30 protein-coding genes are annotated in these 25,971 nt (G+C 37.1%); 13 read left to right on the top strand and 17 right to left on the bottom strand.

Going from position 1 to position 25,971, the window contains the following annotated elements:
• Positions 1 to 92: 92 nt before the first annotated feature.
• Together CZ490_RS01030 and CZ490_RS01025 are read right to left on the bottom strand one after the other, a co-directional pair.
• Positions 93 to 1,346, bottom strand: coding sequence for an ABC transporter permease (locus tag CZ490_RS01030; RefSeq protein WP_077617132.1), 1,254 nt, complete (start codon positions 1,344 to 1,346; stop codon positions 93 to 95).
• The gene (locus CZ490_RS01025; RefSeq protein ID WP_077617131.1) at positions 1,339 to 2,238 is read right to left on the bottom strand and encodes an ABC transporter ATP-binding protein; all 900 of its coding nucleotides are present in this window, start codon (positions 2,236 to 2,238) and stop codon (positions 1,339 to 1,341) included. The genes CZ490_RS01030 and CZ490_RS01025 overlap by 8 nt, the downstream gene beginning before the upstream one ends.
• Positions 2,239 to 2,397: 159 nt before the next feature.
• Here CZ490_RS01025 and CZ490_RS01020 point away from each other — a divergent pair, with 159 nt between their 5' ends.
• Positions 2,398 to 2,580 (top strand): YhzD family protein, encoded by a 183-nt coding sequence (locus CZ490_RS01020; protein ID WP_077617130.1) that lies wholly within the window; start codon positions 2,398 to 2,400, stop codon positions 2,578 to 2,580.
• A 369-nt stretch (positions 2,581 to 2,949) separates the two neighbouring features.
• Here CZ490_RS01020 and CZ490_RS01015 read toward each other — a convergent pair whose 3' ends face one another.
• The 7 genes from CZ490_RS01015 to CZ490_RS00985 form a co-directional block, all read right to left on the bottom strand.
• Positions 2,950 to 3,738, bottom strand: coding sequence for an enoyl-CoA hydratase (locus tag CZ490_RS01015; protein WP_077617129.1), 789 nt, complete (start codon positions 3,736 to 3,738; stop codon positions 2,950 to 2,952).
• Between the two features lie 120 nt (positions 3,739 to 3,858).
• The gene (locus tag CZ490_RS01010; protein ID WP_077617128.1) at positions 3,859 to 5,478 is read right to left on the bottom strand and encodes a long-chain fatty acid--CoA ligase; all 1,620 of its coding nucleotides are present in this window, start codon (positions 5,476 to 5,478) and stop codon (positions 3,859 to 3,861) included.
• Positions 5,479 to 5,521: 43 nt separating this feature from the next.
• On the bottom strand, positions 5,522 to 6,661 hold the full coding sequence (locus tag CZ490_RS01005; RefSeq protein ID WP_077617127.1) for an acyl-CoA dehydrogenase family protein: 1,140 nt from the start codon (positions 6,659 to 6,661) through the stop codon (positions 5,522 to 5,524).
• Between the two features lie 216 nt (positions 6,662 to 6,877).
• Positions 6,878 to 8,392: a coproporphyrinogen III oxidase gene (locus tag CZ490_RS01000; protein WP_077617126.1), complete on the bottom strand. Its 1,515-nt coding sequence runs from the start codon at positions 8,390 to 8,392 to the stop codon at positions 6,878 to 6,880.
• Between the two features lie 137 nt (positions 8,393 to 8,529).
• Entirely contained in the window at positions 8,530 to 9,393 is an 864-nt protein-coding gene (locus CZ490_RS00995; protein ID WP_077617125.1) for a Cof-type HAD-IIB family hydrolase, read from the bottom strand.
• Positions 9,394 to 9,564: 171 nt separating this feature from the next.
• Positions 9,565 to 9,921, bottom strand: a complete 357-nt coding sequence (locus CZ490_RS00990; RefSeq protein ID WP_077617124.1) for a YlbF/YmcA family competence regulator — start codon at positions 9,919 to 9,921, stop codon at positions 9,565 to 9,567.
• 216 nt (positions 9,922 to 10,137) lie between these two features.
• Complete coding sequence (locus tag CZ490_RS00985; protein WP_077617123.1) at positions 10,138 to 11,274, bottom strand: DUF445 domain-containing protein; 1,137 nt, start codon at positions 11,272 to 11,274, stop codon at positions 10,138 to 10,140.
• Positions 11,275 to 11,553: 279 nt separating this feature from the next.
• On the opposite strand from CZ490_RS00985, the gene CZ490_RS00980 reads away from it, so the two are divergent.
• The 8 genes from CZ490_RS00980 (at position 11,554) to CZ490_RS00945 (ending at position 19,293) form a co-directional block, all read left to right on the top strand.
• On the top strand, positions 11,554 to 12,912 hold the full coding sequence (locus tag CZ490_RS00980) for a YheC/YheD family endospore coat-associated protein (RefSeq protein ID WP_077617122.1): 1,359 nt from the start codon (positions 11,554 to 11,556) through the stop codon (positions 12,910 to 12,912).
• A 24-nt stretch (positions 12,913 to 12,936) separates the two neighbouring features.
• Positions 12,937 to 14,007 carry a YheC/YheD family endospore coat-associated protein gene (locus CZ490_RS00975; RefSeq protein ID WP_077617121.1) on the top strand — a complete coding sequence of 357 codons (1,071 nt, stop codon included), beginning with the start codon at positions 12,937 to 12,939 and terminating at the stop codon, positions 14,005 to 14,007.
• 50 nt (positions 14,008 to 14,057) lie between these two features.
• Positions 14,058 to 15,416: a YheC/YheD family endospore coat-associated protein gene (locus tag CZ490_RS00970; RefSeq protein WP_077617120.1), complete on the top strand. Its 1,359-nt coding sequence runs from the start codon at positions 14,058 to 14,060 to the stop codon at positions 15,414 to 15,416.
• Positions 15,413 to 16,612, top strand: a complete 1,200-nt coding sequence (locus CZ490_RS00965; RefSeq protein ID WP_077617119.1) for a YheC/YheD family endospore coat-associated protein — start codon at positions 15,413 to 15,415, stop codon at positions 16,610 to 16,612. The genes CZ490_RS00970 and CZ490_RS00965 overlap by 4 nt, the downstream gene beginning before the upstream one ends.
• A gap of 10 nt (positions 16,613 to 16,622) precedes the next feature.
• A complete protein-coding gene (locus tag CZ490_RS00960; protein ID WP_077617118.1) occupies positions 16,623 to 16,835 on the top strand; it encodes a YheE family protein in 213 nt (70 codons plus the stop codon).
• A 64-nt stretch (positions 16,836 to 16,899) separates the two neighbouring features.
• Positions 16,900 to 17,085, top strand: coding sequence for a hypothetical protein (locus CZ490_RS00955; protein WP_077617117.1), 186 nt, complete (start codon positions 16,900 to 16,902; stop codon positions 17,083 to 17,085).
• Between the two features lie 71 nt (positions 17,086 to 17,156).
• Positions 17,157 to 18,056, top strand: a complete 900-nt coding sequence (locus tag CZ490_RS00950) for a PucR family transcriptional regulator (RefSeq protein WP_077617116.1) — start codon at positions 17,157 to 17,159, stop codon at positions 18,054 to 18,056.
• A gap of 139 nt (positions 18,057 to 18,195) precedes the next feature.
• Positions 18,196 to 19,293 (top strand): ABC transporter ATP-binding protein, encoded by a 1,098-nt coding sequence (locus CZ490_RS00945; RefSeq protein WP_077617115.1) that lies wholly within the window; start codon positions 18,196 to 18,198, stop codon positions 19,291 to 19,293.
• Between the two features lie 78 nt (positions 19,294 to 19,371).
• Here the strand turns inward: CZ490_RS00945 and CZ490_RS00940 are convergent, their stop codons facing one another.
• Positions 19,372 to 19,614 carry a hypothetical protein gene (locus CZ490_RS00940; RefSeq protein WP_077617114.1) on the bottom strand — a complete coding sequence of 81 codons (243 nt, stop codon included), beginning with the start codon at positions 19,612 to 19,614 and terminating at the stop codon, positions 19,372 to 19,374.
• A 293-nt stretch (positions 19,615 to 19,907) separates the two neighbouring features.
• Between CZ490_RS00940 and CZ490_RS00935 the strand changes: the two genes are divergently transcribed.
• The 3 genes from CZ490_RS00935 to CZ490_RS00925 all read left to right on the top strand — a co-directional run bounded on the left by CZ490_RS00935 (position 19,908) and on the right by CZ490_RS00925 (position 21,042).
• On the top strand, positions 19,908 to 20,117 hold the full coding sequence (locus CZ490_RS00935; protein WP_010283556.1) for an alpha/beta-type small acid-soluble spore protein: 210 nt from the start codon (positions 19,908 to 19,910) through the stop codon (positions 20,115 to 20,117).
• A gap of 285 nt (positions 20,118 to 20,402) precedes the next feature.
• Positions 20,403 to 20,621, top strand: coding sequence for a YozQ family protein (locus CZ490_RS00930; RefSeq protein WP_077617113.1), 219 nt, complete (start codon positions 20,403 to 20,405; stop codon positions 20,619 to 20,621).
• 31 nt (positions 20,622 to 20,652) lie between these two features.
• Entirely contained in the window at positions 20,653 to 21,042 is a 390-nt protein-coding gene (locus CZ490_RS00925) for a hypothetical protein (protein WP_077617112.1), read from the top strand.
• Between the two features lie 72 nt (positions 21,043 to 21,114).
• Here CZ490_RS00925 and CZ490_RS00920 read toward each other — a convergent pair whose 3' ends face one another.
• Entirely contained in the window at positions 21,115 to 22,383 is a 1,269-nt protein-coding gene (locus tag CZ490_RS00920) for a hemolysin family protein (RefSeq protein WP_077617111.1), read from the bottom strand.
• A 218-nt stretch (positions 22,384 to 22,601) separates the two neighbouring features.
• Between CZ490_RS00920 and CZ490_RS00915 the strand changes: the two genes are divergently transcribed.
• A complete protein-coding gene (locus tag CZ490_RS00915; RefSeq protein WP_077617110.1) occupies positions 22,602 to 22,985 on the top strand; it encodes a globin domain-containing protein in 384 nt (127 codons plus the stop codon).
• A 273-nt stretch (positions 22,986 to 23,258) separates the two neighbouring features.
• Here CZ490_RS00915 and CZ490_RS00910 read toward each other — a convergent pair whose 3' ends face one another.
• From CZ490_RS00910 to sigY, 6 genes are all read right to left on the bottom strand, one after another.
• Positions 23,259 to 24,278, bottom strand: coding sequence for a thiazole biosynthesis adenylyltransferase ThiF (locus CZ490_RS00910; RefSeq protein ID WP_077617109.1), 1,020 nt, complete (start codon positions 24,276 to 24,278; stop codon positions 23,259 to 23,261).
• A 108-nt stretch (positions 24,279 to 24,386) separates the two neighbouring features.
• Positions 24,387 to 24,701, bottom strand: coding sequence for a YbjQ family protein (locus tag CZ490_RS00905; RefSeq protein ID WP_077617108.1), 315 nt, complete (start codon positions 24,699 to 24,701; stop codon positions 24,387 to 24,389).
• The gene (locus CZ490_RS00900) at positions 24,682 to 24,888 is read right to left on the bottom strand and encodes a hypothetical protein (RefSeq protein ID WP_077617107.1); all 207 of its coding nucleotides are present in this window, start codon (positions 24,886 to 24,888) and stop codon (positions 24,682 to 24,684) included. Before CZ490_RS00900 ends, CZ490_RS00905 begins: the two co-directional genes overlap by 20 nt.
• Entirely contained in the window at positions 24,888 to 25,091 is a 204-nt protein-coding gene (locus CZ490_RS00895) for a sigmaY antisigma factor component (protein WP_077617106.1), read from the bottom strand. The genes CZ490_RS00900 and CZ490_RS00895 overlap by 1 nt, the downstream gene beginning before the upstream one ends.
• Positions 25,088 to 25,441 (bottom strand): YxlC family protein, encoded by a 354-nt coding sequence (locus tag CZ490_RS00890; RefSeq protein WP_077617105.1) that lies wholly within the window; start codon positions 25,439 to 25,441, stop codon positions 25,088 to 25,090. The genes CZ490_RS00895 and CZ490_RS00890 overlap by 4 nt, the downstream gene beginning before the upstream one ends.
• Entirely contained in the window at positions 25,395 to 25,958 is a 564-nt protein-coding gene (sigY, locus tag CZ490_RS00885; RefSeq protein ID WP_077617104.1) for an RNA polymerase sigma factor SigY, read from the bottom strand. The genes CZ490_RS00890 and sigY overlap by 47 nt, the downstream gene beginning before the upstream one ends.
• Positions 25,959 to 25,971: the final 13 nt, after the last annotated feature.

Below are 25,971 nucleotides of genomic sequence, written 5' to 3'. Positions count from 1 at the left end.
TAATTGTTACGGTTTTTGAATCACAAAAAAAACCGAGGGTGAATGCATCCCCTCGGTTTATAAGGCAACTAGAGTACTAGTCCTTTGGTAATTTATTTATCATTCTTTGTTAGTTGTAAGGCCTTCTTAATGTCTTTAAAGGAGGAAGATTTTCCGTACATTAGAACCCCTCCACGATATACTCTAGCACCAAATATTGCTAAAAGTGTTATGGTCAGTACAAGTATTCCGATTGATAATGCGATTTCCCATACAGGTAAGGTTAACATACCGACACGAAGGAACATAATCATCGGTGCAAAGAACGGAATATATGACGTAATCGTAATAAATGACGATTCTGGTTTTGTAAGACCAAACATTGCAATCATAAACGCAGCTATAATCAATAGGGTCATCGGTGTAATCATTTGTTGCACGTCTTCTATTCGACTAACTAAGGACCCTAAAAATGCAGCTAACGTAGCAAAAAGGAAATACCCAAGGATAAAGAAAACTCCCGCATATACAAATGTTGAAACAGGCAACTCTCCAAATCCAAATACTTCAAAGAATCCCCCTTCCATTCCACTCATACTTTGCTTTAAGGAACCATATCCTACCGCCAAGATTACAGCAAATTGGGTTAAGCTCAATAAAGCAATACCGAGAATTTTCCCAAACATTTGCTTAATTGGGGATACACTTGAAATGAGGATCTCCATAACACGAGAAGATTTTTCAGTCGCTACCTCCATGGCAATCATATTTGCGTACATGATAACTGCAAAATAAATGACAAATAAGAGCACATAAACTAAACCTCGAGCTTGATTAAGCTCTTCCTCAGATTTTGCATGTTCCTCCAGAGCCACCTTGTCAAATTGGACTGGTGCATACAGTTCATTAATCTGTTCGGGGCTTAATCCCGCTTTTGTAGTCGCAATCGTCACCTTTAATTGTTGGAGAGCCTGTTCTAATTGGTCAGTAACTGCTGAATCAGTTATGGATAGTGCTTTATATGATCCTTGCGGAAGTCCTTCAGACGTTTCCGTCAACATGAGATATCCTGTTATCTCATCAGATGTAACCCGCTCCTCGGCTTGTTCTTCTGTTCCGTCCATTTTTTCGATAACAATACTACTAGACATAGCTGTTAAGGACTGTTCATAGGCATGAAAAAGTTCATCCGATTCTGTTAGAACAGCAACCTGCTTCACTTCATCCTGATCGAATTTTTCAATAATTGTTTGAATATTTGATAGACCAAAGACAATAAGTGCTGTAATAATTGTTGTGATAATAAAGGATTTTGTCTTTAATTTACTGATATAGGTGTGAAAAAGAATAATCCAGAACTTATTCATAAGAAGCACCTACCTTTTCGATGAAGATATCATTTAAGGATGGTTCCTCTAATAAAAACTTTCGTACAAACCCTTTACCTGCAATGGAATCGAGGATCTTTTGTGAGATATCCTCACTCTCTACCTGGAGGTGAAGGCCCTCCGCTGTTTCCTTTGCCTTTGTCACCCCTGCTAACGTTTTTAAGTGACTAATATCAAAATCAGCATGTACAATGACATTCTTCTTTCCAAAAGAACGTTTTATATCACGTAATGAGCCATGCACAACTGGTCTTCCATGATGCATGATACATAAGTGCTCACATAATTCTTCAACATGTTCCATTCGGTGGCTTGAAAAGACAATTGAGGTTCCGGAATTTTTCAACTCAACTACTGCCTCTTTTAAGAGTTCCACATTTACAGGGTCAAGTCCGCTAAATGGTTCATCGAGAATTAGTAGCTTTGGTTTATGTAGAACAGAAGCAATAAACTGTATTTTCTGCTGGTTTCCTTTTGATAATTCCTCAACTCTCTTAGTCGCATATTCAGGTACCTTGAATCGATCTAGCCAGTAGTCAATTTGTTCTAAAATATCCTGTTTTTGCATTCCTCGTAGCCTTGCTAAGTACACAAGCTGATCACGAACCTTCATCTTAGGATAAAGACCTCTTTCCTCAGGAAGATACCCGATCAAATGACTTGTATCATAGTTAATTTTTTTTCCATCCCAATGGATGCGGCCATCACTAACATCTAACAGTCCTAAAATCATACGAAATGTAGTAGTCTTTCCAGCACCATTGGCCCCCAAAAAACCAAACATTTCACGTTCAGGAATTTCAATTGATAGATTATCGACAGCTGTAAAGCTACCAAATCGTTTTGTTACATTTTCTAGCTGTAATGCCATCTCGTCTCCTCCTTCTCCAATTAGTATTTACGTTTATGATAGGAAAAAGTTTCGCTTATTATGATAACACATATGTAGAATAGTTTTTATTGCACCAAAACAAAGAATGCACTACACTCAAACTATCAGAATCTTTATACAAGTGGAGGGGAATTCAAATTGAACTATGTATTAACTGTGTTTGATAAAACTGGAGAAAAATTACTTGAAGAATCTTTTGAGGCTGCGACCGAAAAGGAAGCAAAGGAAACTGGAGAAAGAATCCTTAAAGAAAAGAATTACCTTGAAACCACACACCGCTGCACAAGCTCAGCAGGTAAGTTAGTGCTGTTTCATCGTTAATTAGGTACCTCAATTGGGGTATCTTTTTTCTTGAAGAAGAAAAAAATACTGATAATGGCAAGCTTGCGTTACCCATAGGGTCTGTTAAAGACCGGATTGGGCACGCATCAGGCGATTGCGTTACCCTTCGAACCCGGTCGAGCTTGAATCGGGTTCGCAACGGGGGCTTGCGTTACCCTTAGAGTCTGGTGAACCTTGGATTGGGCAAGCATCGGGTGCTTGCGTTCCCCTTTTATTCTACTAATATAGAAATCAGGTACATACCCAGCCCGTAGGTTACACTAACTATCATATGTTCAATTTAGTTAACTTCAACCACAGCCTTTATCTACTAAAAAATCCCACTGAGCTCTCAGTGGGATTCCGTTCTTATTCACCTGTAAAAATCGGCTTTCTTTTTTCCAGAAAAGCTTGAATACCTTCTCTATGGTCTTTTGTATCTCTCATTAAATGCTGGCCTTGTTTTTCTAATTCTAGGATTTTTTCAAGTTCTGGTAAATGCATTTGGTTATAGATCGACTTTGATTGAATCATGGCGAGAATCGGTTTCTTTTTCCATTTTTTTAATTTATGAATAACCGCGGTTTGCAGTTCTTCCTCAGCTACTTCATCAATTAATCCAATATGTAATGCTTCCCCAGGCGATAATTGCTTTCCTTCCCAAATGAGGTGCTTCGCTTTTGCTTCACCAAGTCTTTTTTCTAGAAAGAAATGTGCACCACCATCCGGGATTAGACCAATACCTATAAAATTCATCGCTAAGCGAGATTGGCGATCAGCAATAATATAATCTGCACCCAACGCAAAACTTAAACCGAGTCCAGCTGCCGGTCCATGTATTGCACTTATAACTAATTTCGGTAACAAATAAAGCGTTTTCATTATGTCTGAAATAAGTTCCATCACAGGTTCAAAAGCATGTTCATTCGCTGAACTCAACATGGTTTTGATGTCACCACCTGCCGAAAATCCACGTCCAGTTCCTGCTAAAACTAGGATGTCAACAGCATCGTTTGCAGCTACTTCTTTTAAACTATGTAAAATTTGGTTTAACATTTCAACATCCATCGAATTTAATGCCTCTGGACGATTGAGTGTGAGATACGCTACACGATCATCCATTTGAAGAAACACTTTTTCTACTTGTTCAGTTGCCATTATTAAGCCCCCTTAAGTGGTGTTTCTAATATTATACAATTATATCAATATAAATGAAACCGTTTTCTTTAAAATAAGGTCATCCAAAAACTTTTGGATGACCTTATTATCTAATACAAATTATTTAACCTGTGATAAATGCTCTTTCAATTGATCACGCAGTGCTCTTTTTAAGAATTTCCCGACTGATGTCTTAGGGATTTCATCCATAAAGACGATATCATCTGGCAACCACCATTTTGCAAATTGTGGTTTAAGGAACTCGTACAGTTCCTCCTTAGTGGTCTGATTTTTGGAAGCATCCTTTAACACAACACATGCTACAGGGCGCTCTTGCCATCTCTCATGTGGGACTGCAATAACTGCAGCTTCAAAAACATCCTTATGAGCCATAAGGGCATTTTCAATATCAACAGAGGAAATCCATTCCCCACCACTCTTTATTAAGTCCTTTGTTCGATCAACAATCTTCACGTTTCCTTCTTCATCAATTGTGACAACATCTCCAGTATGGAGCCATCCATCACGGAACGCGTCGTTTGTCCGCTCATCTTTGTAATATTCGTCAGCAATCCAATTTCCTCTTAATAATAATTCTCCCATTTCTTTTCCATCATTGGCAACTTCCCCATTTGCACCAACCACTTTCATTTCAACTAAAGGCACAAGTGAACCTTGTTTTGAACGGATTTCTAGCTTTTCTTCATCCGATAGATCGTTTTGATAGCTTTTTAAACGAGATAAAACAACAAGTGGTGTCGTCTCCGTCATCCCATATGCATGGATAAAAGGAATTTTGTATTTTGATTCAAATGCTTTAATGAGCCCTTTTGGTGCCGCCGATCCTCCACACAAAATGCGGGTTAAACTACTTGTGTCATACGTTCCTTGTTCCAGTTCATTCAGGAGTCCCAACCAGATAGTTGGTACACCCGCTGTCATTGTAACCTTCTTAGAATCTATTAATTCAGCTAAAACCTTGGGAGTAAAATAGGGGCCAGGCATAACAAGTGTTGTACCGAACCACACTGCAGCAAACGGCAATCCCCAGGCATTCACATGGAACATCGGAACAACCGGCATCGCAATATCGCTCTCAGATAATCCAGAACTATCCGCAAGACCAAGTGCCATACTATGCAATACTACTCCTCGGTTAGAATAAACAACACCCTTCGGATTTCCTGTAGTTGCAGAAGTATAACACATACCCATAGGATCATTTTCATCAAGGTCTTTCTTAAACTCAAATGAAGGGTTTCCTTCACTGATGAGTTTTTCATAATGGTAAAGGTTTTCGATACTAGATTCTGGCAGTTCCTTTTTATCGGTCATGAGGATAAATGCTTTTACAGTTTTTAGCTGATCTTCTACTTTTTCTAATAATGGAAGCAGGTCTTCATCAAATATCAAAACCTTATCCTCGGCATGATTAATAATATATGTGATATGCGTTGGTGAAAGCCTTATATTGATAGTGTGCAAAACTGCTCCAATGCCAGGTATCGCAAAATAGGCTTCAAGGTGTCGATGATGGTTCCAAGCTAATGTTCCAACACGCTCACCTTGGCTTACACCTAATTTTTCTAGTGCACTTGATAATCTTCTTGTTCGCTCACCTATCTCCTTATAGGTATGTGTAACAATTCCGGTGGATGTTCTTGAAATTACAGTTTTTTTAGGAAAATATTTTTCAGCGCGCTCAAGCATTGAAGAAACTAGCAATGGTACATTCATCATATTCCATTCCCCCACTCCAATAATAGTTGTTTACTTTTTTAACTTATAATCCCATATTTTTCACAATTATGGACTTCATTATCTCATTCGTACCCGCATAAATTGCCGATACAGGTGTATCACGATACCTTCTAGCAATTTCGTATTCTTCCATATATCCATAGCCACCATGGAGGTGCATACATTCTGCCGCTACTTTTTTCGCCATATCAGTCAACCACCATTTAGCCATCGAAACCTTCGTCACCACGTCATTTCCTGCTATATGTTGTTCAATTAAATCGTCTAAAAACGTTCTACCAATCTCAATTTCAGTTGCGATTTCAGCAAGTCTAAATTGAACGTGTTGGAATTTACTAATTGAACGACCGAAAGCCTCTCGCTCTTTTACATATTTTAATGTGAGGTTTAGCATTGTTTCAGCCGCTATTTGAGCTGAAATAGCGACGATTAACCGTTCTTGTTGGAGTTGTTGCATTAAATAATAGAAGCCCTTTCCTTCAAGACCAATGAGATTTTCCGCTGGTACAATGGCATCCTCAAAAATAAGCTCTGCTGTATCTTGAGCATGTAGGCCAACCTTATCTAGCTTTCTACCTCTTGAAAAACCTGGGGTATCTCTCTCAATTGCTAACAAACTAATCCCTTTATGCTTTTCATTCGGATTGGTTTTGCATACCACAACCACTAAATCAGCGTGAATGCCGTTTGTTATAAAGGTTTTCTGCCCATTGACAATATAATGATCACCTTTTTTTATAGCGGTTGTTTTAATTCCAGCCAAATCAGAACCGGCACCAGGTTCTGTCATCGCGATTGCTGTAATCATTTCACCCGATATACATTTTGGTAACCACTTTTGTCTTTGGTCTTCAGTACCATACTCACTCAAATATGGAACGACGATATCATTATGAAGACCTATTCCAATCATGCTTGCCCCTACACTTTCAAGCTCTTCGTTAATAACTACTGAATAACCAAAGTCAGCTTCGAGACCCCCATATTTTTCGTTTACCCATGGACATAAAAAGCCGTTTTCCCCCATTTTTGTCCAGAAGGCACGGGGAATAATTCCGTCTTTTTCCCAATCGTTGTAAAAGGGGTATGCTTCTTTTTCAAGGAACTTTCGAAAGGCATCCCGAAAAATATGGTGTTCTTTCTGTAAATAACGTGCCGTCATTTTTATCCCTCCTCGGTTAAGAGTTTTACGCATCTTTGTATGTGTCTTGTCGGGTAAACAATAGATAATCTGTACGTAGAAGTATCGCTCAATAAAAAGGAAGCGTTTACATAAGTGTTTAAGGAGTCTCTAAACTTTATGAATTCTAGTACTTGAATATTTCCTCATTGAGAAGAAAAATCCTTTTTTTTAGTTAATAAAAAGAGGTATAATTTCCTATACCCCTTTTGATACTCCGAATAGATTGTTTAAGATATCAATTTTTTTATTTGTGTATTCAACAAAATGATCATTGTAGGATTTTGGATCCTTAGGATTTGCAAACTGAGTTATTTTTCCGGTTACTGGGTCGATAAATTTACTTGCTGCACCACATCCAAGCCCAATAATCGTTTGCATTTCTTCCATAATCATAATATTGTAGATACTTTCTTGCCCAGGTAGTGAATAGCCGACGTTCTCCAAGTTTCCAAGAATGTTCTTCATTCGGTATAAATAATATGGTACATACCCATTTTCTTTTGTCCATGAGGAAGCATTGTTCATCATATCAATAACTTCTTCACGACCAGCAACTTTGTACCTTTTCTTATTTCTCGTCATCTCTGATGCACGCTTAAAAGATAGAGTATGAACCGTTAATGACTCTGGCATTAGTTTTTTTGTTTCTGAAAGTGTGTAGTTAAATTCCTCTATGCCTTCACCAGGGAGACCAATAATTAAATCCATATTAATATTATTCATCCCCATGTTCCTTGCCAGATGAAACTTATCAATTGTTTCTTCGACGGTGTGATGACGCCCAATCGCTTTTAGCGTTTCCTGGATATAGGACTGTGGGTTAATACTAATTCGGTCAATATTCCACTTTTTAAGTACTTCTAGTTTTTCTGGTGTTATTGTATCTGGTCTTCCCGCTTCGACAGTGATTTCACGAATATTTTCCACTGCTGGGAAGGACTGATACATTTCCTCATACAACATATCCATTTCTTCAGCCGAAATGCTAGTAGGAGTTCCACCTCCGAAATAAACAGTTGTAATCTTAATATTATTTTCTTTTAGCCAACGGCCCATTTCTCGCATCTCATAGTGAAGCCCACCCAGAAATGAATGAACTGAGCCTTGCCTTCCATTAATTGCATAGGCAGGGAACGTACAATACGCACATTTGGTTGGACAGAAAGGAATGCCAATATAAATACTTACTTCCTCTTGTAGTTGGTATAAATCGGGTACCATTGTAAGCTGACGGTCGACAATTTGCTGCATTAATTCTATTTTCTCATCGGTAATTAAATAATCTTCCTTAAGCTGTTTATGAGCAAACCCAGGAGATACACCCTCTCTAATCTTCTTGTGTAAAAGTTTTGTCGGTCGTATACCAGTGAGCATTCCCCAAGGCTGAATAACACCTGTAAAATCTTGCAAGACTGTAACATATACATGTGATACAGCATTTTTGATTTTTTTAAAGAGCTCTTTATCATTATCAAATGGCGGAAATTCCTTACTATAGCTCCCCTCATATTCTATGCCAGACTTTACATCAGTCAGTTTGGCATATGTGCTAATCACAGGATTACTATATTCATATTGAACGTCTACGATAAGATCAGGATTTTCTAATTGTGAATTGGAAACTTCACTATCTTCGTAAAATAAATTCGTGATGAGCTGTAATGGTCGATTAAATCGATCATCCCCTAGCCCATTAAACAAAATTCGCATCTTTTTGCCTCACCTTTTCTAAAAATGACTGACTTAAGTGTACAGAATGTACGTTTTTTAATCAATATGAGAATTTGGGTTTGCCATTTTGACATTAAAAAACCCCCACTATCAGTGGAGGCGAAGTTAAACTCACTTTATTTTCCAATTTTTATTTGATTTAAAAACTCAATTCTTTGCTGCTTTCTGAAATGCTCTTTAATCATATAGGAGACACCATTCATATTGTTAGAGCGCGTTATCCAGTCAGCTGCAAACTTTACTTCTTTTGGGGCATTCCACATGGCAACCCCTAACCCAGCAGATTCAATTATTTCAATATCATCAAGAGAATCTCCAATAACAACTGTTTCATGTAATGGAATATTTAATTGATTAGCTAAGACTTTTAATCCACTTAACTTAGAAACACCAAAAGGGGTAACTTCTAGTTTATGTGGCTCTGTTATCGAAACTTGAATGTCCCGGAAATGCTCAAGTATTGTTTCCTTAATAATAGTAAGCTCATTTTCGCTTTGCGAAAAAACTTCTATTTTAGGTGGCGCAACAGGATTATCTGTTAAATGGTCACCTAATGAATCGACAAACTGCATGGGATAAAACAGTGGATCTCCAGAGCCAAACATCGCTTTTGCTATTAGGTTACCTGGGAACCGCATTCGATTACCAATTGAAAACTTCTCGTGTTGGAGGCGAATGCTACACTTAAAGTTTTCTAAAACCTGGACAATATTAAATGTTTTCTCTTCTTTAATACGCTTTACATAAATAGGATTATCTAAATCTTGGCTAATAAATCCTCCATTATGTGTAATTAGCAATGAATCTAATTTTAATGCCTTCGCAATTTTTTTAGTAGATGCGAAATGACGTCTTGTTATAAGAGTCACATAAACTTCCTTTGCTCGAACATAATCAATAGCTTCCTTTGTACCGCTTTGAAGCCGACCATTCGAACGAAGTAATGTTCCATCCACATTTATTGCTAGTAACCTATACATAGCAGGTCCTCCTTCTTCAGTTGAGTGTCCCTATACATATGGTTATGAAAAAATGAAACTGATTAGAACATAAGACTTACCCGAATATGGGCGATCGCTGGTACCACTTACATAAATAGACGAAATAAAAAAGAACCCTAGCTATTCAAGCTTAGGGTTCTAGTCACGTCCTTATTGTTGATCCATACTGCCATATAATTCTTCAAGTGGCTTAAGCATGATTTGGTTTAATTCTCCGATAACTACGCTCATGCGTTGTTCTGCTTCCATAAGTTGTGCAATTGTATCATGTTGTTGAACAAGGGCAACTTGCTTTTGAGCTTGTTCTACCTCTTCTTGTGAAATATCTTCACCCATCATTTGTTTTTGTTGAAGGGATAACTGAATGTTACGAAAGCTTTCAAAAAGTTTCTTTGCACCTTCGTCATTATTCACTTGATCATAAAGTTGCTTAAGCTTTTGGTACTCTTCGCTCTCTCGAATCGCCTTCTCAACACCATACGCAACATCATATAAATTTACACCCATTTTACCTACCTCCTTTATCTAGATTTACTACGAGCAAAATGGTTCTTTTCCACTATAACAAACATTACCAAATAATTCATCCCTGATAGAAAAGCGCAAGCGTCTGAAACAGCCCCGACAAGTACTTGACGGATTGGGTTGTGTTCTCGAGGGGCAAGACATTGAGAAAGCTTACGGTAAGTTAAACATATTCAATAAAGGTATATTTGCTGACTCTTATTGGAAAAGTTGTGCAATAATCCCTTGAAAGATACCAATGATACCACCTAGTAAAGCACCTAAGTATGTAATCATCTTAAACTCCCTTTTTGATATGCCTAAGACCATTTCTTCTAGACGTTCCACAGAAAATGTACCAACTTGGTCTTTTACAATCTCTTCTAACTTAAGACTCTTCATCATTTTCTCAATACGATTTGCTACAAATTCGCCAGCTACCTCAATTCCTTTAGGGACAAAATCGTTAAGTATACGTTCCTTATAAGGAAGCAATACAACATTGGCCGGAGTTCCGAGGTATTTTTTGATTGGAATGATTTGTAGTGTTTGTTCTCTAAGGAAGGTTAGAATTTTGTCTGAACCTACCTGATCAACAATTTGATTTACCTCCCAAGCCTTTACTTTATTCCATTCTCTTTCAATTAATGATTGTAAAAGTTCCTTCGTTCCTGGGTTGCCAAGGAACTTAATGATCTCAGGTTGTATTTTATCAATAAGACTTGTGTTTCCTAAAAACATTTGAACCATATTTCCGAGCATCCCACGAGTAGACAGAAAATCGTCTATCATTCTTTTTAGTCGAAGTTTTCCTTCTTCACTCTCAAAATACTCGATGCCTTTTGCAGTAATATATTCAGCAACGCCAGGAAACTTCATTTCTACTTTTTCTAGCAGTTCCTCAGGAATGACCTCTCCAATCTCCTTTTGGCCTATTTCATCTAGCAGGCCTTCATATTTTGTTTCAATAAAATTTAGTAGTTTTCCCTCTGCCAAATCATCGAATTTATGTATCCCAACTTGTGCAGTAAGCTCGATGAAGTTCTTTTCTGTGTCGAGAAGTTTTTCGACTTCTTCCTTCGCCCATCCTTCAATTGTGTTGACAAAATTCTCGTCTCGTAGCTTTTTTTTAAGACTTTCAGGAGTAAGAAGGTGCTCAACAACGGTTCTACCCAGCTGAGAAGCGAGTTCATCCCTTCGTTTTGGAATTAATCCAGGGGTAAATGGTAGCCGTTTTCCGCCAATATATATAGCTTTATACGGACGAAATAGCATTTTGATTGCTAGCGAATTTGTTACTCCCCCTATGATGGCTCCAATTACCATCATGAATAGAATCATTAAAAATACATTCATATAACTCACCCTTTAATTTTCACTCACAGTTTTTATGTTTTTTTCATACGATACGGTATCAGGCTTTCGCCCAGACCAGAACAGCGCAAGGTGTCCGCAAAGCGGCAACGAGTACATGATAAGCGCTGACAGAAGGCGTTCTTGCCTTCCGAAGCGATTGACTAGTGTCCTCGAGCCGTTGGCGCCTAGAGCTAGACATCAAAAACTAAGTTCAAGATTTTTTATCACCTTATCAATTATAGTGTTTGAACGTCAAGTTAAGCAAATGAGGTTATCGAGATGACGGAAAAAATTCTTATCGAGGTAATTCCTGTTACAAATAAGCAGGTCTCCCCCTTTCAAATAAAAATGAGTGAAATTATTTTTAAGAAATTAAGCCTACAAAAACAACAGAGTATTGAAATACACTGCAGTAGGAATAGTGTTAACGTTGAAATCGTATCTATTAATGAGAGCGAACCTGTTATTCAATGTAGTGAAAGTGTTCTACGTGAATTACAGCTTCCAGCTGAGACTTTTTCAATTACTCTTCAAAAAAAAGGAAATAGCAAATTAGAAATTGGTCCAGTCGTCGGTTTATTAACAGATGTTTCCGAGCAAAAAAGTCGCATATCATTAGGTTCTATAGAGGAATTTTGCGAGGAATTATCGAAATATGCAAATGAAATTGGAGTACTTTTTTATGTATTCTCGTTAAATACATTCTATGATCACATGGGGTATGTCTTTTTCGATGGTACATGGAAAAAGTCGATTGTCCCATACCCACAAGTAGTCCACAATCGGATTCACTCGCGTAAACGAGAGCAGTCCCTACGTTTTACTGACTTTACAAATGAGTTGCAGATTAACCGTATTCCCTATTTTAATGATCACTTTTTAAATAAGTGGGAAGTGTATGAAATATTAAAGGAACATGAACATTTACAAACGTATATGCCTGATACTATTGTTTTAACTGGTAAGGATGTTCTCTTTGACATGATTGAGAATTATCAGTGTGTATTTGTAAAACCTGTTCATGGCAGTCAGGGGAGAAATATTTTCCGGATTCATAAACTAGAGGATGACTCATACTTTTTAGATTACACAACGTTTTCTGGCGAAATTGAGACTGTTCATCAAAGTTTTGCCTCCCTATTTCAGTCTCTTTTATCAAGGTTGAAACAACATACATTCATTGTTCAGCAATGTATTCCCCTCCTATTGTATGAGGAAAAGCCCTTGGATTTTCGTTTACTTTGTCAAAAACAATTAAGTGAAAAGTGGCAAATAACCTCAGCTGTCGCACGAGTTTCTTCAAAAGACCAATTTGTTTCTAATCTTGCAAGAGGAGGAGAAATTAAAAAGGTTCATGAAGTCCTTATAAAGAACTTTGAAGTAAAACAAATTCCTCATATTAAAAGATTATTAAAGGATTTAGCAATTGAGGTGGCAGAGATTATCGACGGAACAGCAGATGGCATTTTTGCTGAACTTGGGATTGACCTTGCACTTGATGAAAATGGCAAACCAACCATTATTGAAGTCAATACAAAACCTTCAAAAAACCAAGAACAGAATGGAGTATCGACTAGAATTCGTCCAAGTGCAAAAGCAATATTGCAACATTGTGTCTATCTTTCCGAGTTGACTTAAATTGATAAGAAAGGAGTGGGTCCTATGATTCCATTGGGTTTTGTTACAATTTACCCAAATCAGGAGAGAGGGTACGCAACTGAAATAGCAAAACGGGCACCAGAGTTAGGTATTCAGCTTTATAGATTTACACCAACATCCATTGAACCATCCTCGGAGATGATCCGCGGTGAACAATACAACCATACAACGAATAAGTGGGAACAATGTATATTTGACATTCCGACGTTTTTATATGATCGATGTTTCTACACGAGTGATGAGTTATCTATTAAAAGTCAACCCATCATGAACTGGTTGAAAAGTCGACCAGATACGGTATTTCTCGGTCAAGGTCTTCCAAATAAATGGGAGATTTACAATGTGTTGTGCCAAGATGAAATACTTTCACCCTACATCCCTTTTACCGAGCAAGCTCACTCCTCCTCTGCTATTCTACGAACCTTGATGAAAAAGCATCAACTTATCCTTAAACCTGAAAAAGGCTCAATGGGAAGAGGCATAATTGGACTATTTCTACACCGTAACTACGTTGAGGTTATCTACAAGGAATCAAAGCAACTAAATAAAACACAGTTTACAACCAGACGTGATTTAAAAAAATGGCTTGATGCCAATGTTTCTATACAGCCGTATCTATCACAAGAATACTTACAACTACACGACGAAGACAACCGCCCATTTGATATCCGGATTTTGCTTCAAAAGAATGGCCAAGGAAAATGGGTTGAACAAGGCCGTGGGATTCGTCTTGGATTACCTGGTCACCTTATCTCAAATTTAGGTGGCGGCGGTGAGACTCATTCTTTTCATACCTGGACAGAAAAAATGTCTATCTCTCATAAGCAATTACTTTTAGAAAACATTCATACAATTAGTAATAGGCTGCCCAATGTTTTAGAAGAACACTTCGAACCTCTATTCGAAATGGGCATAGATTTGGGTCTTACAAAGGACGGAGCCCTTTGGATCTTAGATACAAATTCAAAACCTGGTAGAAAGGTAATTTTAGATACTGACCCATCAATTGAAGATACTCTCTATACAACACCCTTACACTATTGTCACTATTTACAGTCAAAACTTTCTACTTAAAAAAGTGCAAGGCGCCCCGGAGCTGGACACATTAAAAAGGAGCTGTAAAAATGCGAACACCACTACCACTCACTATTACGAAACAGGAACTCGGAAAAGTGTATATGCCTAGAACCATCCAATATAAAAAAACAATTAAGCATATATATTTTGGTACCTCCTTCTGCGAATGCGAGGTCATTCAGAGTGATAAACAAGAACTCAAAATATCTGAAGACATCTTTGAATCTCTAAAAATTCCTTACACAAGTACAACGCAAGTTTTTGTCCATGATGGGAATATGTATATCGGTCCTTTGGTTGGAATTTTCACTGCTGGATTTAGTGAATCGATGATTCGACCAATTGGAGAACGTACCTTATTCTTTGCAAAACTTTTGGCACAGGAAAAAGTTGTCGGTGCGTATGTGTTTATTTTTGGTGCGAAACATATTGATTGGGATAAAGGTACAATCCATGGATTATTTCATAGTCATAATGGTTGGGAAACAATTGAAATTCCATTTCCTAATGTTGTATATGATCGCCTCCCAAACCGTCGAACAGAAAAACATAAAACCTTACGTGAAATTAAAGAACGTCTACATCAAGAATACTTAATTCCATGGTTTAACCCTGGATTTTTTAACAAATGGGAAATCCATCAACTATTAGAGGGTGACCACCGTGTTGCAACGTATTTACCCGAAACTCATAAAAATCCAACCTTTTCCTTGATTGAACGGATGCTTTCAAAATATCAACATGTCTATATCAAACCTGCAAACGGAAGCCTTGGTTTAGGAATATACCAAGTTTTATTTGACCGAGAAACGGACTCTTATTTCTGTCGTTACCGTGACGAGAATGGAAATAATCGTCTACAGCGATTCTCTACCATCGAATCGTTCATCAACACTCATTTTCGTAACAAACGATTGGAACATTATATCGTTCAACAGGGAATTCATTTGATTCGTCATGATCATAAATCAATTGATTTTCGTGTTCATACAAACAAAGATGAAAAAGGCGTTTGGCAAGTAAGTGTAATCGCGGGTAAAATCTCTGGGCGAGGAAGTGTGACTACACACCTTAATAACGGAGGAGTTGTTCGGACACTTACTGAACTATTCCATGATATCGAGGAATGCAGAAAAATAGCCGATTCCCTAAAACAAGCAGCATTGTTATTAAGTGAGGTCATCGATTCAAGACAAAAAGGACATATTGGTGAACTTGGATTTGATTTAGGGCTAGATAAAAATGGAAGTGTCTGGCTTTTTGAAGCAAATTCTAAGCCTGGCCGCTCCATCTTTTCACATCCAAAGCTCAGAAAATATGATAAACTCTCTAGCAGGCTTCCATTGCAATATGCTGTCTATTTAACTGAAACAACCATCAAAACCCCTGAGGAAGTATTTAAATGAACATGTGTACCATTTATTACAACATCGCAAGACGAGAATGGTACCAGTGTGAAGAGCCAAAAGGCCTTCTTTTCGGAAAAGAGGATACTATCTTAACTTATGTGGCGGGCAGGCAAAACAATTCGCTCCCCTTTCCTGTAAATAGAGATGGCAACCGTGTTGGACCTTTAATTGGAATTTTAACTGCACCATCCTCAGACAATACATTTATCGGTAACTTACAAAACTTAAAAAGTATTGTTTTAGCTTTACAAGATCGTGGTGCACTAGGAATAATTATTACACCACATTCATTACAGGAACACCCTGTCCAGTGCTTTACCTTTTATAAACCGTTAATGAAATGGATAAAACTAGAAGTACCTCTACCTACTACAGTTTATAACCGTATACCCTATCGCCCAATTGAGGAAACCCAACTTTTTAATGCTGTGGTTTCCTTTTTAAAAATGAAAGGGATTCCCTTTTTTAATCCATACTTCTTTTCCAAATGGAATGTTTATCAAATTTTGAAAAGAAATCAATCTCTTATTTCCTTTCTACCAGAGACCATTCTACTTACGCAATTAAGCGACCTAGAATCAATGTTAATAAAACATCAGGACATTTATTTGAAAAGAGCTAGTGGATCCAAAGGTATTGGCATTTACAGGCTAAAAAAGGAACGAAATAAAATCATCGTGGAAACACCAAATGGGAAACAAATTTATCGAACTCTCGCTTCATTTTGGGAGAAGAATGATGAAGAATTTGCTCAAGAGGACTTTATTTTACAAAAAGCCATTCCATACGACACATATGATGGAAAACGGTATGACTTACGGTTATTATGCCATTATGATTATGACAGTACTGGACATTCCATCAGCGGAATTGGAGTTCGATTAAGTGGTGAAAGCGAAGTTACAACTCACGTACCAAACGGTGGCACTATTATTCCATATGAAAGGGTTCGTCCACGGTTTGATGAAGCACTTTTAAATCGACTCGTCTATATTATTGGAAAAGAATTAAACAAACAAATTGAAGAATTTGTCGGAGAATTTTCAATTGACCTTGGTCGCAGTGTTGACGGGGGACTCTTTATTTACGAGATTAACTCAAAGCCGATGGTATTCGACGAGACCCACATCCGTAAAAAAGGGCTTGAAAATTTAACCAAACTCCTTATAATGAAAGCAACTATAACTACTTAAGGAGTTTACAATGATCTCACATTTTCAATGGAAGCCTTTATATAAAAGTAGCAAGATTCCTGGCTGGAGTTTTTCTTTTTACTACCAAGGAACAAAATTTAGTGGAGTATATAATAAGGATGGAAGTATTGACTGGCATGGGGATCACCCTGATTTAAACGTCATAAATGACATTACAAAACAAATTCATGAATTAATGCTCTTCCATGTTTATGATAATTAATGGATATCTACGATGATTATTTTTCCGCCTCCTTCACACACTATGTACCAAAGGAGGTTTTTTTATGTCTAAAAAAGGGAAAGAACGTGAAGACCTTCAATATGAAGGGAAAGATGAGGTTCTCATGGATGTTGACCGTTTCATTAATGAAGGAATGGCTGGTGGAAGCGTGTATCGTTTTCACGGAAAAACAAACATAGAAGAAGCTCGCGACTTTGTCGAAGAAGATCCACCAGAAGTAATAGAATAATCAATTAGCGACACATTCTCCTTCTGTTATAATAGAGGGAGATTTTTTTATTACGAAAGGAATTAATTCTGATGATTGATAATTTAAAACTCCATTATAAAGATGACTTTGTAACCGCTCAATCACCTTATAAAACTAAATTATACTCTTGGTTTTCAGTTGATACAGGAACCTTTTTTGGGATTAAAAAGGAACGACTTTCGACGAAAGAAGCATCACTTCTATCCTCACTCTTCACGCCATACGGTAGTCATGTCAATGATATGACTGACTCACAGGCCTTTTGGTATAACTTTTTGTATTATCAACAGGGCAACCTAGCAATTGATCAATTTTCATTTTCACAATGTAGATTTATTCAATTTCATGCTGAACAACCAATAACAGACCAGTTAGAATTCCAAGAGGCCATTCAAGCACTTTTGCCTATGAATACCATCTTCTTATGGGAAAGTGATTCGAGTGGCGTACTGATTGAATCGAGAAATGAAGAAACAATAGATGATATTCTTTATGAAGAAATTACTGTCACTTTGACTAGTGATTTCTATACAGATTTGCGCTTATTTATTGGACAGACATACCCCCTTTCAAATGATTTACCTCGCCTCTTTCAAACTGAAAAAGAATGGTTTCAGAAAGGGAGACTGTTTTTACATAAACAGAAAGTCTATCGTTTACATGATATTTTCCCTTTTCTATTACTAGAGGGGATGGGGACGAATTTTCGCAACCAACTAAAAAATGTAATCCCTGAGGAACTTCAAAATGACCTTGAGCTACTTGAAACGGTTAAGGTTTTCTTTGAGAGTGATTTAAATGTATCAAATGCAGCAAAACGGCTATACATGCACCGTAATAGCCTACAATATCGTATAGAAAAATTCACTGAAAAGACTGGGATTGATATTAAGCATTTTCACGGCGCTGTCACTACCTATTTAGCTATTTTGACTATTGAGCATTTTTAATTTTAGAGCTAATATCTAATCATTCGTAGACATGCACGAAAACCCTTTCATCGTTTTGTGCAATTTACACATTTACGCATTTTTCTCTCTCGAGTAAACTTTAACTATCGAAACCGTTTTCAAAATAGGAGGAGAAAAAATGGCAGAATTAGTTCTAGATCATATTTATAAAGTATACGACAATAAAGTAACAGCAGTTGAGGATTTTAACCTTCATATTCAAGACAAAGAATTTATCGTATTCGTAGGTCCATCAGGTTGCGGTAAATCAACTACGTTACGTATGATTGCAGGTCTAGAGGAGATCTCTCAAGGGGATTTCTTTATTGATAACAAACGTGTAAACGATGTTGCTCCGAAAGACCGCGATATCGCAATGGTATTCCAAAACTATGCACTATATCCACATATGAGTGTATATGATAACATGGCATTCGGACTAAAACTTCGTAAATTCCCGAAAGATGAAATTGATCGTCGAGTTCAGGAAGCTGCAAAGATTCTAGGCTTAGAAGAGTATTTAAATCGTAAACCTAAAGCTCTATCTGGTGGACAACGTCAGCGTGTTGCGTTAGGTCGTGCAATTGTTCGTGACGCTAAGGTATTCTTAATGGATGAGCCTTTATCAAACCTTGATGCTAAGCTTCGTGTACAAATGCGTGCTGAAATTTCTAAGCTTCACCAACGTTTACAAACAACTACAATCTACGTAACACATGACCAAACAGAAGCAATGACAATGGCGACTAGACTTGTAGTTATGAAAGATGGTATTATTCAACAAATCGGTGCTCCTAAAGAAGTTTATGATAACCCAGAGAACGTATTCGTTGCTGGTTTCATTGGATCACCTGCAATGAACTTCTTCCCTGGAACACTAAAAGATGGTACATTCACTATTGGTGATGTAAAAATTGCGGTTCCAGAAGGAAAAATGAAGGTCCTTCGTGAGCAAGGTTATTTGAACAAAGAGATAATCCTTGGTATCCGTCCAGAAGACATTCATGATGAGCCTGTATTCATTGAGTCATCTCAAGGTTCAAAAATCAATGCGCATATCGAAGTATCTGAATTAACTGGGGCTGAGACTATGCTTTACTCTCAGTTAGCTGGAACTGACTTTGTAGCACGTGTTGATTCTCGTACTCAAGCAAAACCAGGTGAAACAATTGAATTAGCGTTCGATATGAACAAGTGTCACTTCTTCGACGTAGAAACTGATCGAAGAATCCGATAATTAATAGTAAAAAGTAAAAGTCGTCCATCATTGGGCGACTTTTTTTGTTGTTGGACCAAGTGGCAGTTACAATGGTACCTATTCTTTAATAAATTTGATCTCATCCGTATGGCAGTTTGTACAATAAAATAAATGAGCACATTCATTGTCTTGTAACGTTGTTTGAAAACCATCTATCCTCTTCATGTCATCGATTTGCATATATGCACTATAGTCGTCAAAATAATCGATAATGCGTCCAGAATCCTCAAGAGTACTTCCACATTGTGCACAAGAGAAACTTGCTTTATTAAAGCCATTACATAATGGACAAATAGCCATGCTCTTCTCTCCTACTCATAATTCAAGATTTATTACAAATAGTTTTTGATGAATCGAGGCTGTTATGCTTTCTATTTCAAAGGAATTAATTGGTAGATAAATTTTCGAATATAAATCGTTTTACGTCACATAATACTTAGTACAAACACAGCAACAGCAACTCACCAAGCACCACCGAACATCATTAGAAAAGTTTATAAAACGGGTTAGCCTAGAGGCTAAGGAAACCCTTATATCTGGTGCAATTCCGGAGTAACCCACCAAAAAAAATCAGTTTAAGGAGATGAAGGAAAATGGCAAACAACAATAGCAACAACAGTAACCAATTATTAGTACCAGGTGCAGAACAAGCTATCGACCAAATGAAGTATGAAATTGCTCAAGAATTTGGTGTTAACTTAGGTGCTGACACTACATCTCGCGCAAACGGATCAGTTGGTGGAGAAATTACAAAGCGTTTAGTATCATTCGCTCAACAATCTATGAGTGGACGTCAAGGTTAATAACAATTAAATAATATGGCTAGAGAGGCACCCCAAAAGGGTGTCTCTCGTTTTTATTTATAATTGCCCTATTGCTTCCGTAACCTTTTTTACTTCTCACTTGCTACGGGTATGCAGCACTACTTGCGTTACCTTTATCCTTGCTGCTCACTTGGTACGGGCATGCAGCGCTTACCGGATTAACAACCCCTTTCACAGTCTAAGGTTCCAATTATTAACTAGACTTATTACAAAATTTTGTTGGGATACTAATTATGATGACACTATGAGTAGGAGGAGATTACTTTGAAGGATAAATTACAAAACGGCACAGAAGAGTTAGCAGGTAGGCAGTATGAGATCGAGGACTACGGCAAGAATGACCAATTGTCATCTGGACTTGCTACAACACATGAACAAGTAAGCGATGCTTACATGGAAGGTGAAATTAAAGCCGTAGTTGATGACGTTAAAGGTAAAAATGTCGAAATTCCACGCGAGGGCTACCAGGATTATTATTCTTAACTAAGAAAATCCTTTTTAGGAGAGATCCGGATTGAGTGAAGTTAATCAGTTTATTCGGGATTTAACAACGAAGGCAAAGGAAACATTTTCGACTACATCCCAAATTGTAAAAGAAAAAATTAATACTGTATTGCACAAACCCATGGCCACAATTGATGATTTAGCTCAGTACATTTCGACCCACCCGAACACGAGTTTTGATACAAAAGAATTTCTAGGGTTTCAATATCACTTTTATCACCTGAAAATTGATGATAATACATTTTATCTTGAAACCAAAGGGGATCATGGTGACTACATTCTAGACTTATCAGTATCCTCACCGGAAGGGATTCTCTTTGAATACCATTCATTTGAAAAAAAATATGATGTTGATGACAAAATACCTATTCCTGCAGATCTCGCTGATATTATTCAGTAGCTAAAGAGGGGACGGCACTTTTACGTTATCCATTTTGGATTACTTAAAGAACCGTCCCCTCGTGTTATATAATTAATCTTCAATATCTAATATTGGTTGGTTAACTTCTACATTCACTTTTCTTATTCGTCGATTTTCGACTTCTACAACTGTTAAGGTGAGATGGTGATAATCAAACGTGTCACCGATGACCGGAATCTTCTCAAAGGACTCAAATATCCATCCACCAACAGAATGATGTGAACTTTCAGGTTCTTCAATTCCTATGATCTCTGCAAAGTCATCAAGTGGCATATCTGCATTTATTTCATACGTATTTTCATCTATTTGAGTAATGTACTTAATTTTTTCATCATGCTCATCCCAGATTTCTCCAACAATCTCTTCAATTATGTCCTCTAGCGTAATTAAACCAGATGTTCCACCAAATTCGTCAACAACGATTGCCATATGTGTCTTACTTTTTTGAAGCTCAGGCAATAAGGTTGAAATTTTCATTGATTCTACCACAAAAAACGGTTTACGGATTATAGAACGAACATTAATCTTCTTTTGTTGAACAAGGAGACTTAGAAATTCACGTTCTGATAAAATCCCAATGATATTATCAATATTCTCTTCATACACTGGGACACGTGAAAATCGTTCTTCTAAAAACATATCACGAATTTTTTCAATAGGATCATTAACTTCCACCGCGATCATATCGATTCGAGGTGTTAAAATTTCTCCAACTAATATATCGTTAAAATCAAGTGAGCGGTGTACCAATTCTTTTTCTTTATTATCAATAACGCCCTCTTCTTCACTCATATCAACCATTACCTTAAGTTCCTCTTCAGTGAAGGATGGAGCATCATTATTACTCTTAATAAGCTTAGCTGCCATTGCCTTCAATAATCCAAATAAATATGTAATTGGCGTCAGTAACTTCATTAATGAAAAGAGAATACCTGAGACTCGTAACGAAAAGGTCTCCGCATTTTCTTTTGCAAATGACTTTGGAAGTACTTCCCCGAAGATTAAAATGAGTAATGTCATTACGAATGTACTGACTACAAGTCCTGTATTGCCTCCAAAAAGATCTGTAGCAACTTTAGATGCGATTGACGCAGCAGCAATATTAACGATATTATTTCCAACTAAGATTGTTGAAAGTGCATTGTCAAAATGCTCCGTAATGTAAAATGCTTTCTTACTTCCACGTCGTTTTTCATCTACATAATTCTTGAGCCGTATTCTGTTAACACTCGAAAAAGCCGTTTCACTCGCAGAAAAGAAAGCTGATAAAAAGATTAAAACAACTAACAAAATAATGGTACTCAGTGGCAAATCGTCCACGTAAAACTCACACTCCTAAATTGTAATAAAATTTGTTTTTGTTTAAGATAGTATTAATAGAAATAGCTATCACTAACACAAATTCTTCTGGTTATTTTTATAATAGCAAACATTCACATCAATGGGAATGATTAAGTATAATTGTGATTCAAATCACACCTTGTTGTTTTTAGTATTGGTATAGTACTTATAATATAATATTTAGTGGTGGTGAAACGATGGATTTTAAATTGAATAATTTATATGAAGAAATTGGTGGAGCCGATGCTATCGAAAACTTAGTTGAGGCTTTTTACCCTAAAGTATATGCTGATTCAGATTTAGCTCCTTTATTCGAAGGAGATATCGAGGAAATTAAAAGAAAACAATATATGTTCTTAACCCAGTTTTTAGGTGGCCCAACATTGTATAGTAATGAATTTGGTCCACCGGCAATGAGATATCGGCATATGCCTTTTGAAGTAACACCTACACGTGCTAAAGCATGGCTACGTTGTATGAAAGAAGCATTCGAAGAAACGGGACTTACTGGTGATGCAGCTGAAGCCTTCTATGCGCGACTCCAACAAGTAGCAGGAATCATGGTAAATACGCCAGACTAAAAAATCCACGCATGCGTGGATTTTTTTTTAGGATTCTATTATTATTGCACCAATGAAAAATAGTAATACCAAAGATGCTGCAATATTAAATGTAATTGATAGTTCTTCCACTTTGATTCCCCCATTATCCTTTTATGATAATAGAGTATCATCAAATTCAATCAACTTTTGCGTATTTTAAGGCAACATTTTGTCAAACGTTTGAATCTTTTGTGAATCTGTTTTCGCTGACATGAAGGAGTTCTTTTTAGAACTGAATATGGAATTAACTAGTTATCCTAAATAACGATGATACAAGCCCTTAGCTTCTGATATATCCTTTGTTCCATGTATGAGAACACGTCCGTCTTTGAAGATAACCATCCGATTTTGGTCTTTTGTAAAAGATAAGAGATACGGATTCTTTTCAATTTTGCCACCTTGAGCCGATAAAAGTTCTGCCAGAGAATCTAAATCTCTTTCAATTTTATCGCTTGGTCGTATTTGAACAGAATCCCTTCCACATAGAACTGCTGACTTTGTTTGGTTCTCGTATGACAAATATGGATATGTAGGATTGGTACCACATGAAAGGCAACCTTCCTTTTTTACTCTGTCGACCTTAATAGCAGTGTGCTGGTTTTTCCACAAATCAAATGACACCAGTTTGTTTCTAAGCGCTTCATAATCTTCCACTAATAATTTAAGTGCTTCAGTTACCTGATAGGCTACTACCATTTGAACAGCGGGGCTAATAATTCCAACAGTGTCACATGTCAGTCCACCTATCGGAACGGTTTCTAACAGGCAATGAAGACATGGTGTCTGTCCTGGCAGAATGCAATAACTAATCCCATAGCTACCAACACATGCCCCATAAATCCATGGTATGTTAAATTTTTGTGATGCATCATTTAGGAGCATTCTAATATCAAAATTATCAGTAGCATCGATAATTAGGTCTATATCTACAATAATATTTTCAATCTCCTCAATCGAAACATCCATAACATGTGCCTGAATTTCCACCTCAGAGTTAATCATTTCCAATCGTCTTTTAGCAGCAACGGCCTTTGGTAAACGATTGGCTGCATCCTCTTCGCTATATAATTGTTGTCTTTGCAAATTTGTCCATTCTACATAATCGCGATCAACAATAGTGAGTTTACCTATACCTGCCCGAACAAGCCCTTCTGCACTTCCCGTACCTAGTGCACCGGCACCGACAATTAGGACATGCTTATTTCGTATTTTCTGTTGCCCTTCTGCTCTAATTGGAGTAAAAAGTTCTTGTCGAGAATAGCGATCATTCATCTCGGTCCCTACCTTCCCTGCTATCTTAATGAGTCTATCCTATCATAGGAAAGGCTTTTTTATAATAAAAAAGCTAGAATAGGCTTTCTATTCTAGCTTGAAAAGGGATTATTCTACATAAACTGCTGTACCATATGCAATAATTTCTGATGCATTTTGCATCACAGCTGATGTTTGTAGACGCATCGCGATAACCGCATTTGCTCCTTTTGCCTTTGCATCATCCACCATTCGTCCAATCGCTTTTTGCCTTGCCTCTTCTAGCATTTCTGTATAATCGGAAATTTCTCCTCCAACAATTGTTTTAAATCCTGCCATAATGTCTCTTCCTATATGCTTCGACTGAACGGTGCCTCCTCTAACGAACCCTTTTAGCTCTTTTATTTCTTTACCTGGTACAAAATCAGTAGTCACGATAATCATTTTCATCATCCTCCCTTTTCTCACTTTTTCGTTCCCAAACTAACAATGCAAATAATAAAATAATGGCAACCATATAAAAGGCATAAAACGTTAAAGCCCTCGATATATCAATGAACAAAAAAACAATACCTATGATTTGTCCAACAATAGCTATCATTAATACAATATATTTCGCTATATTCCTCATCATTCCCTACCTGCTTTACGACGATAAATTTTTCTAGCAAAAATGAGATAAAAAATAGTTGGCAATGGCGTCTGAATCAAGCCCCAAATACCCCAAAACCAATAATTATGTCCCCTTTTTCTCGCATCTAAAAACAGCCAAAACCCTTGGATGAGTACTAAAATTACGACTGGTATAATTATACGGATATCTTCTGTTGTCATCGTACACCCATCACCTTTTTTCTATTACCAAAGTAGCTATAAAGTGGTAAGCCTATCGTTACAATACCTTGTATGATGATAAATGCTAGTGGTAGTTGAAAAAAGGCAGTAACTAAGCCTGTCATAATAAGTAAAGCAATTAAAATAAATGCAGTTAAATCACGTCTAAATTTCTTTTTTTGTTTCTGTTGTTCAGCTGCTACCATTTGTTCAAACACTTGTAAATCCGGAGTGAAAACCGAATAGTGATTGTCTATTTTAGTAAGTGCTTCTTTAACTTCTTGAACCGTTTCAGGATCATCCTCATGTTGTTGTTCGTTGTTTAGCAGTACTAGTTTGTTTTTCTTCATTTGGTCTCAGCTCCTTTCTTACCGTATGGATTCCATTATGTATCCTCGACTTAACAGTACCAATGGCGATATGAAGCATTTCAGCTATTTCTTCATACGAATATCCATAATAATGCTTTAGCACAATTGGAATTCTAATTTCATCAGAAAGCCTTCCCAGTGCATTAAGGACGTCATTCCAATCCTCCGATAGGTTATTAAATTGCCATTTCATTTTTCGTAACGCTTGTTCCTGTTGCTGATAATTATGTTCACGTTTCTTCTTTCGGAGTTCGTCAATGTATAAGTTCGTTGCTATTGTTATCAGCCATGAGGAGAATTTTGCTTTGCCATTATACATTTTAATTTTTTCCATACTTTTCATCATTGTTTCCTGTGCCAGGTCTTCGGCTATATCAGGTTTCATTGTAACTTTTATAAGATATTTTACTAAAAAAGGATAATGCTCCTTAAAAAGCATTGCAAACGCGAGTGAATCACCACGCTTTGCACTACGTATTAGTTCCTTTTCATCCATGCAATGAATTCTC

The sequence above is a fragment of the Litchfieldia sinesaloumensis genome (genome assembly GCF_900156865.1).
GTDB classification, from domain to species: Bacteria; Bacillota; Bacilli; order Bacillales; family Bacillaceae_L; genus Ferdinandcohnia; species Ferdinandcohnia sinesaloumensis.
The sequence above is the reverse complement of the archived record's forward strand: the minus strand, read 5'-3'. Positions and strand labels throughout refer to the sequence as shown.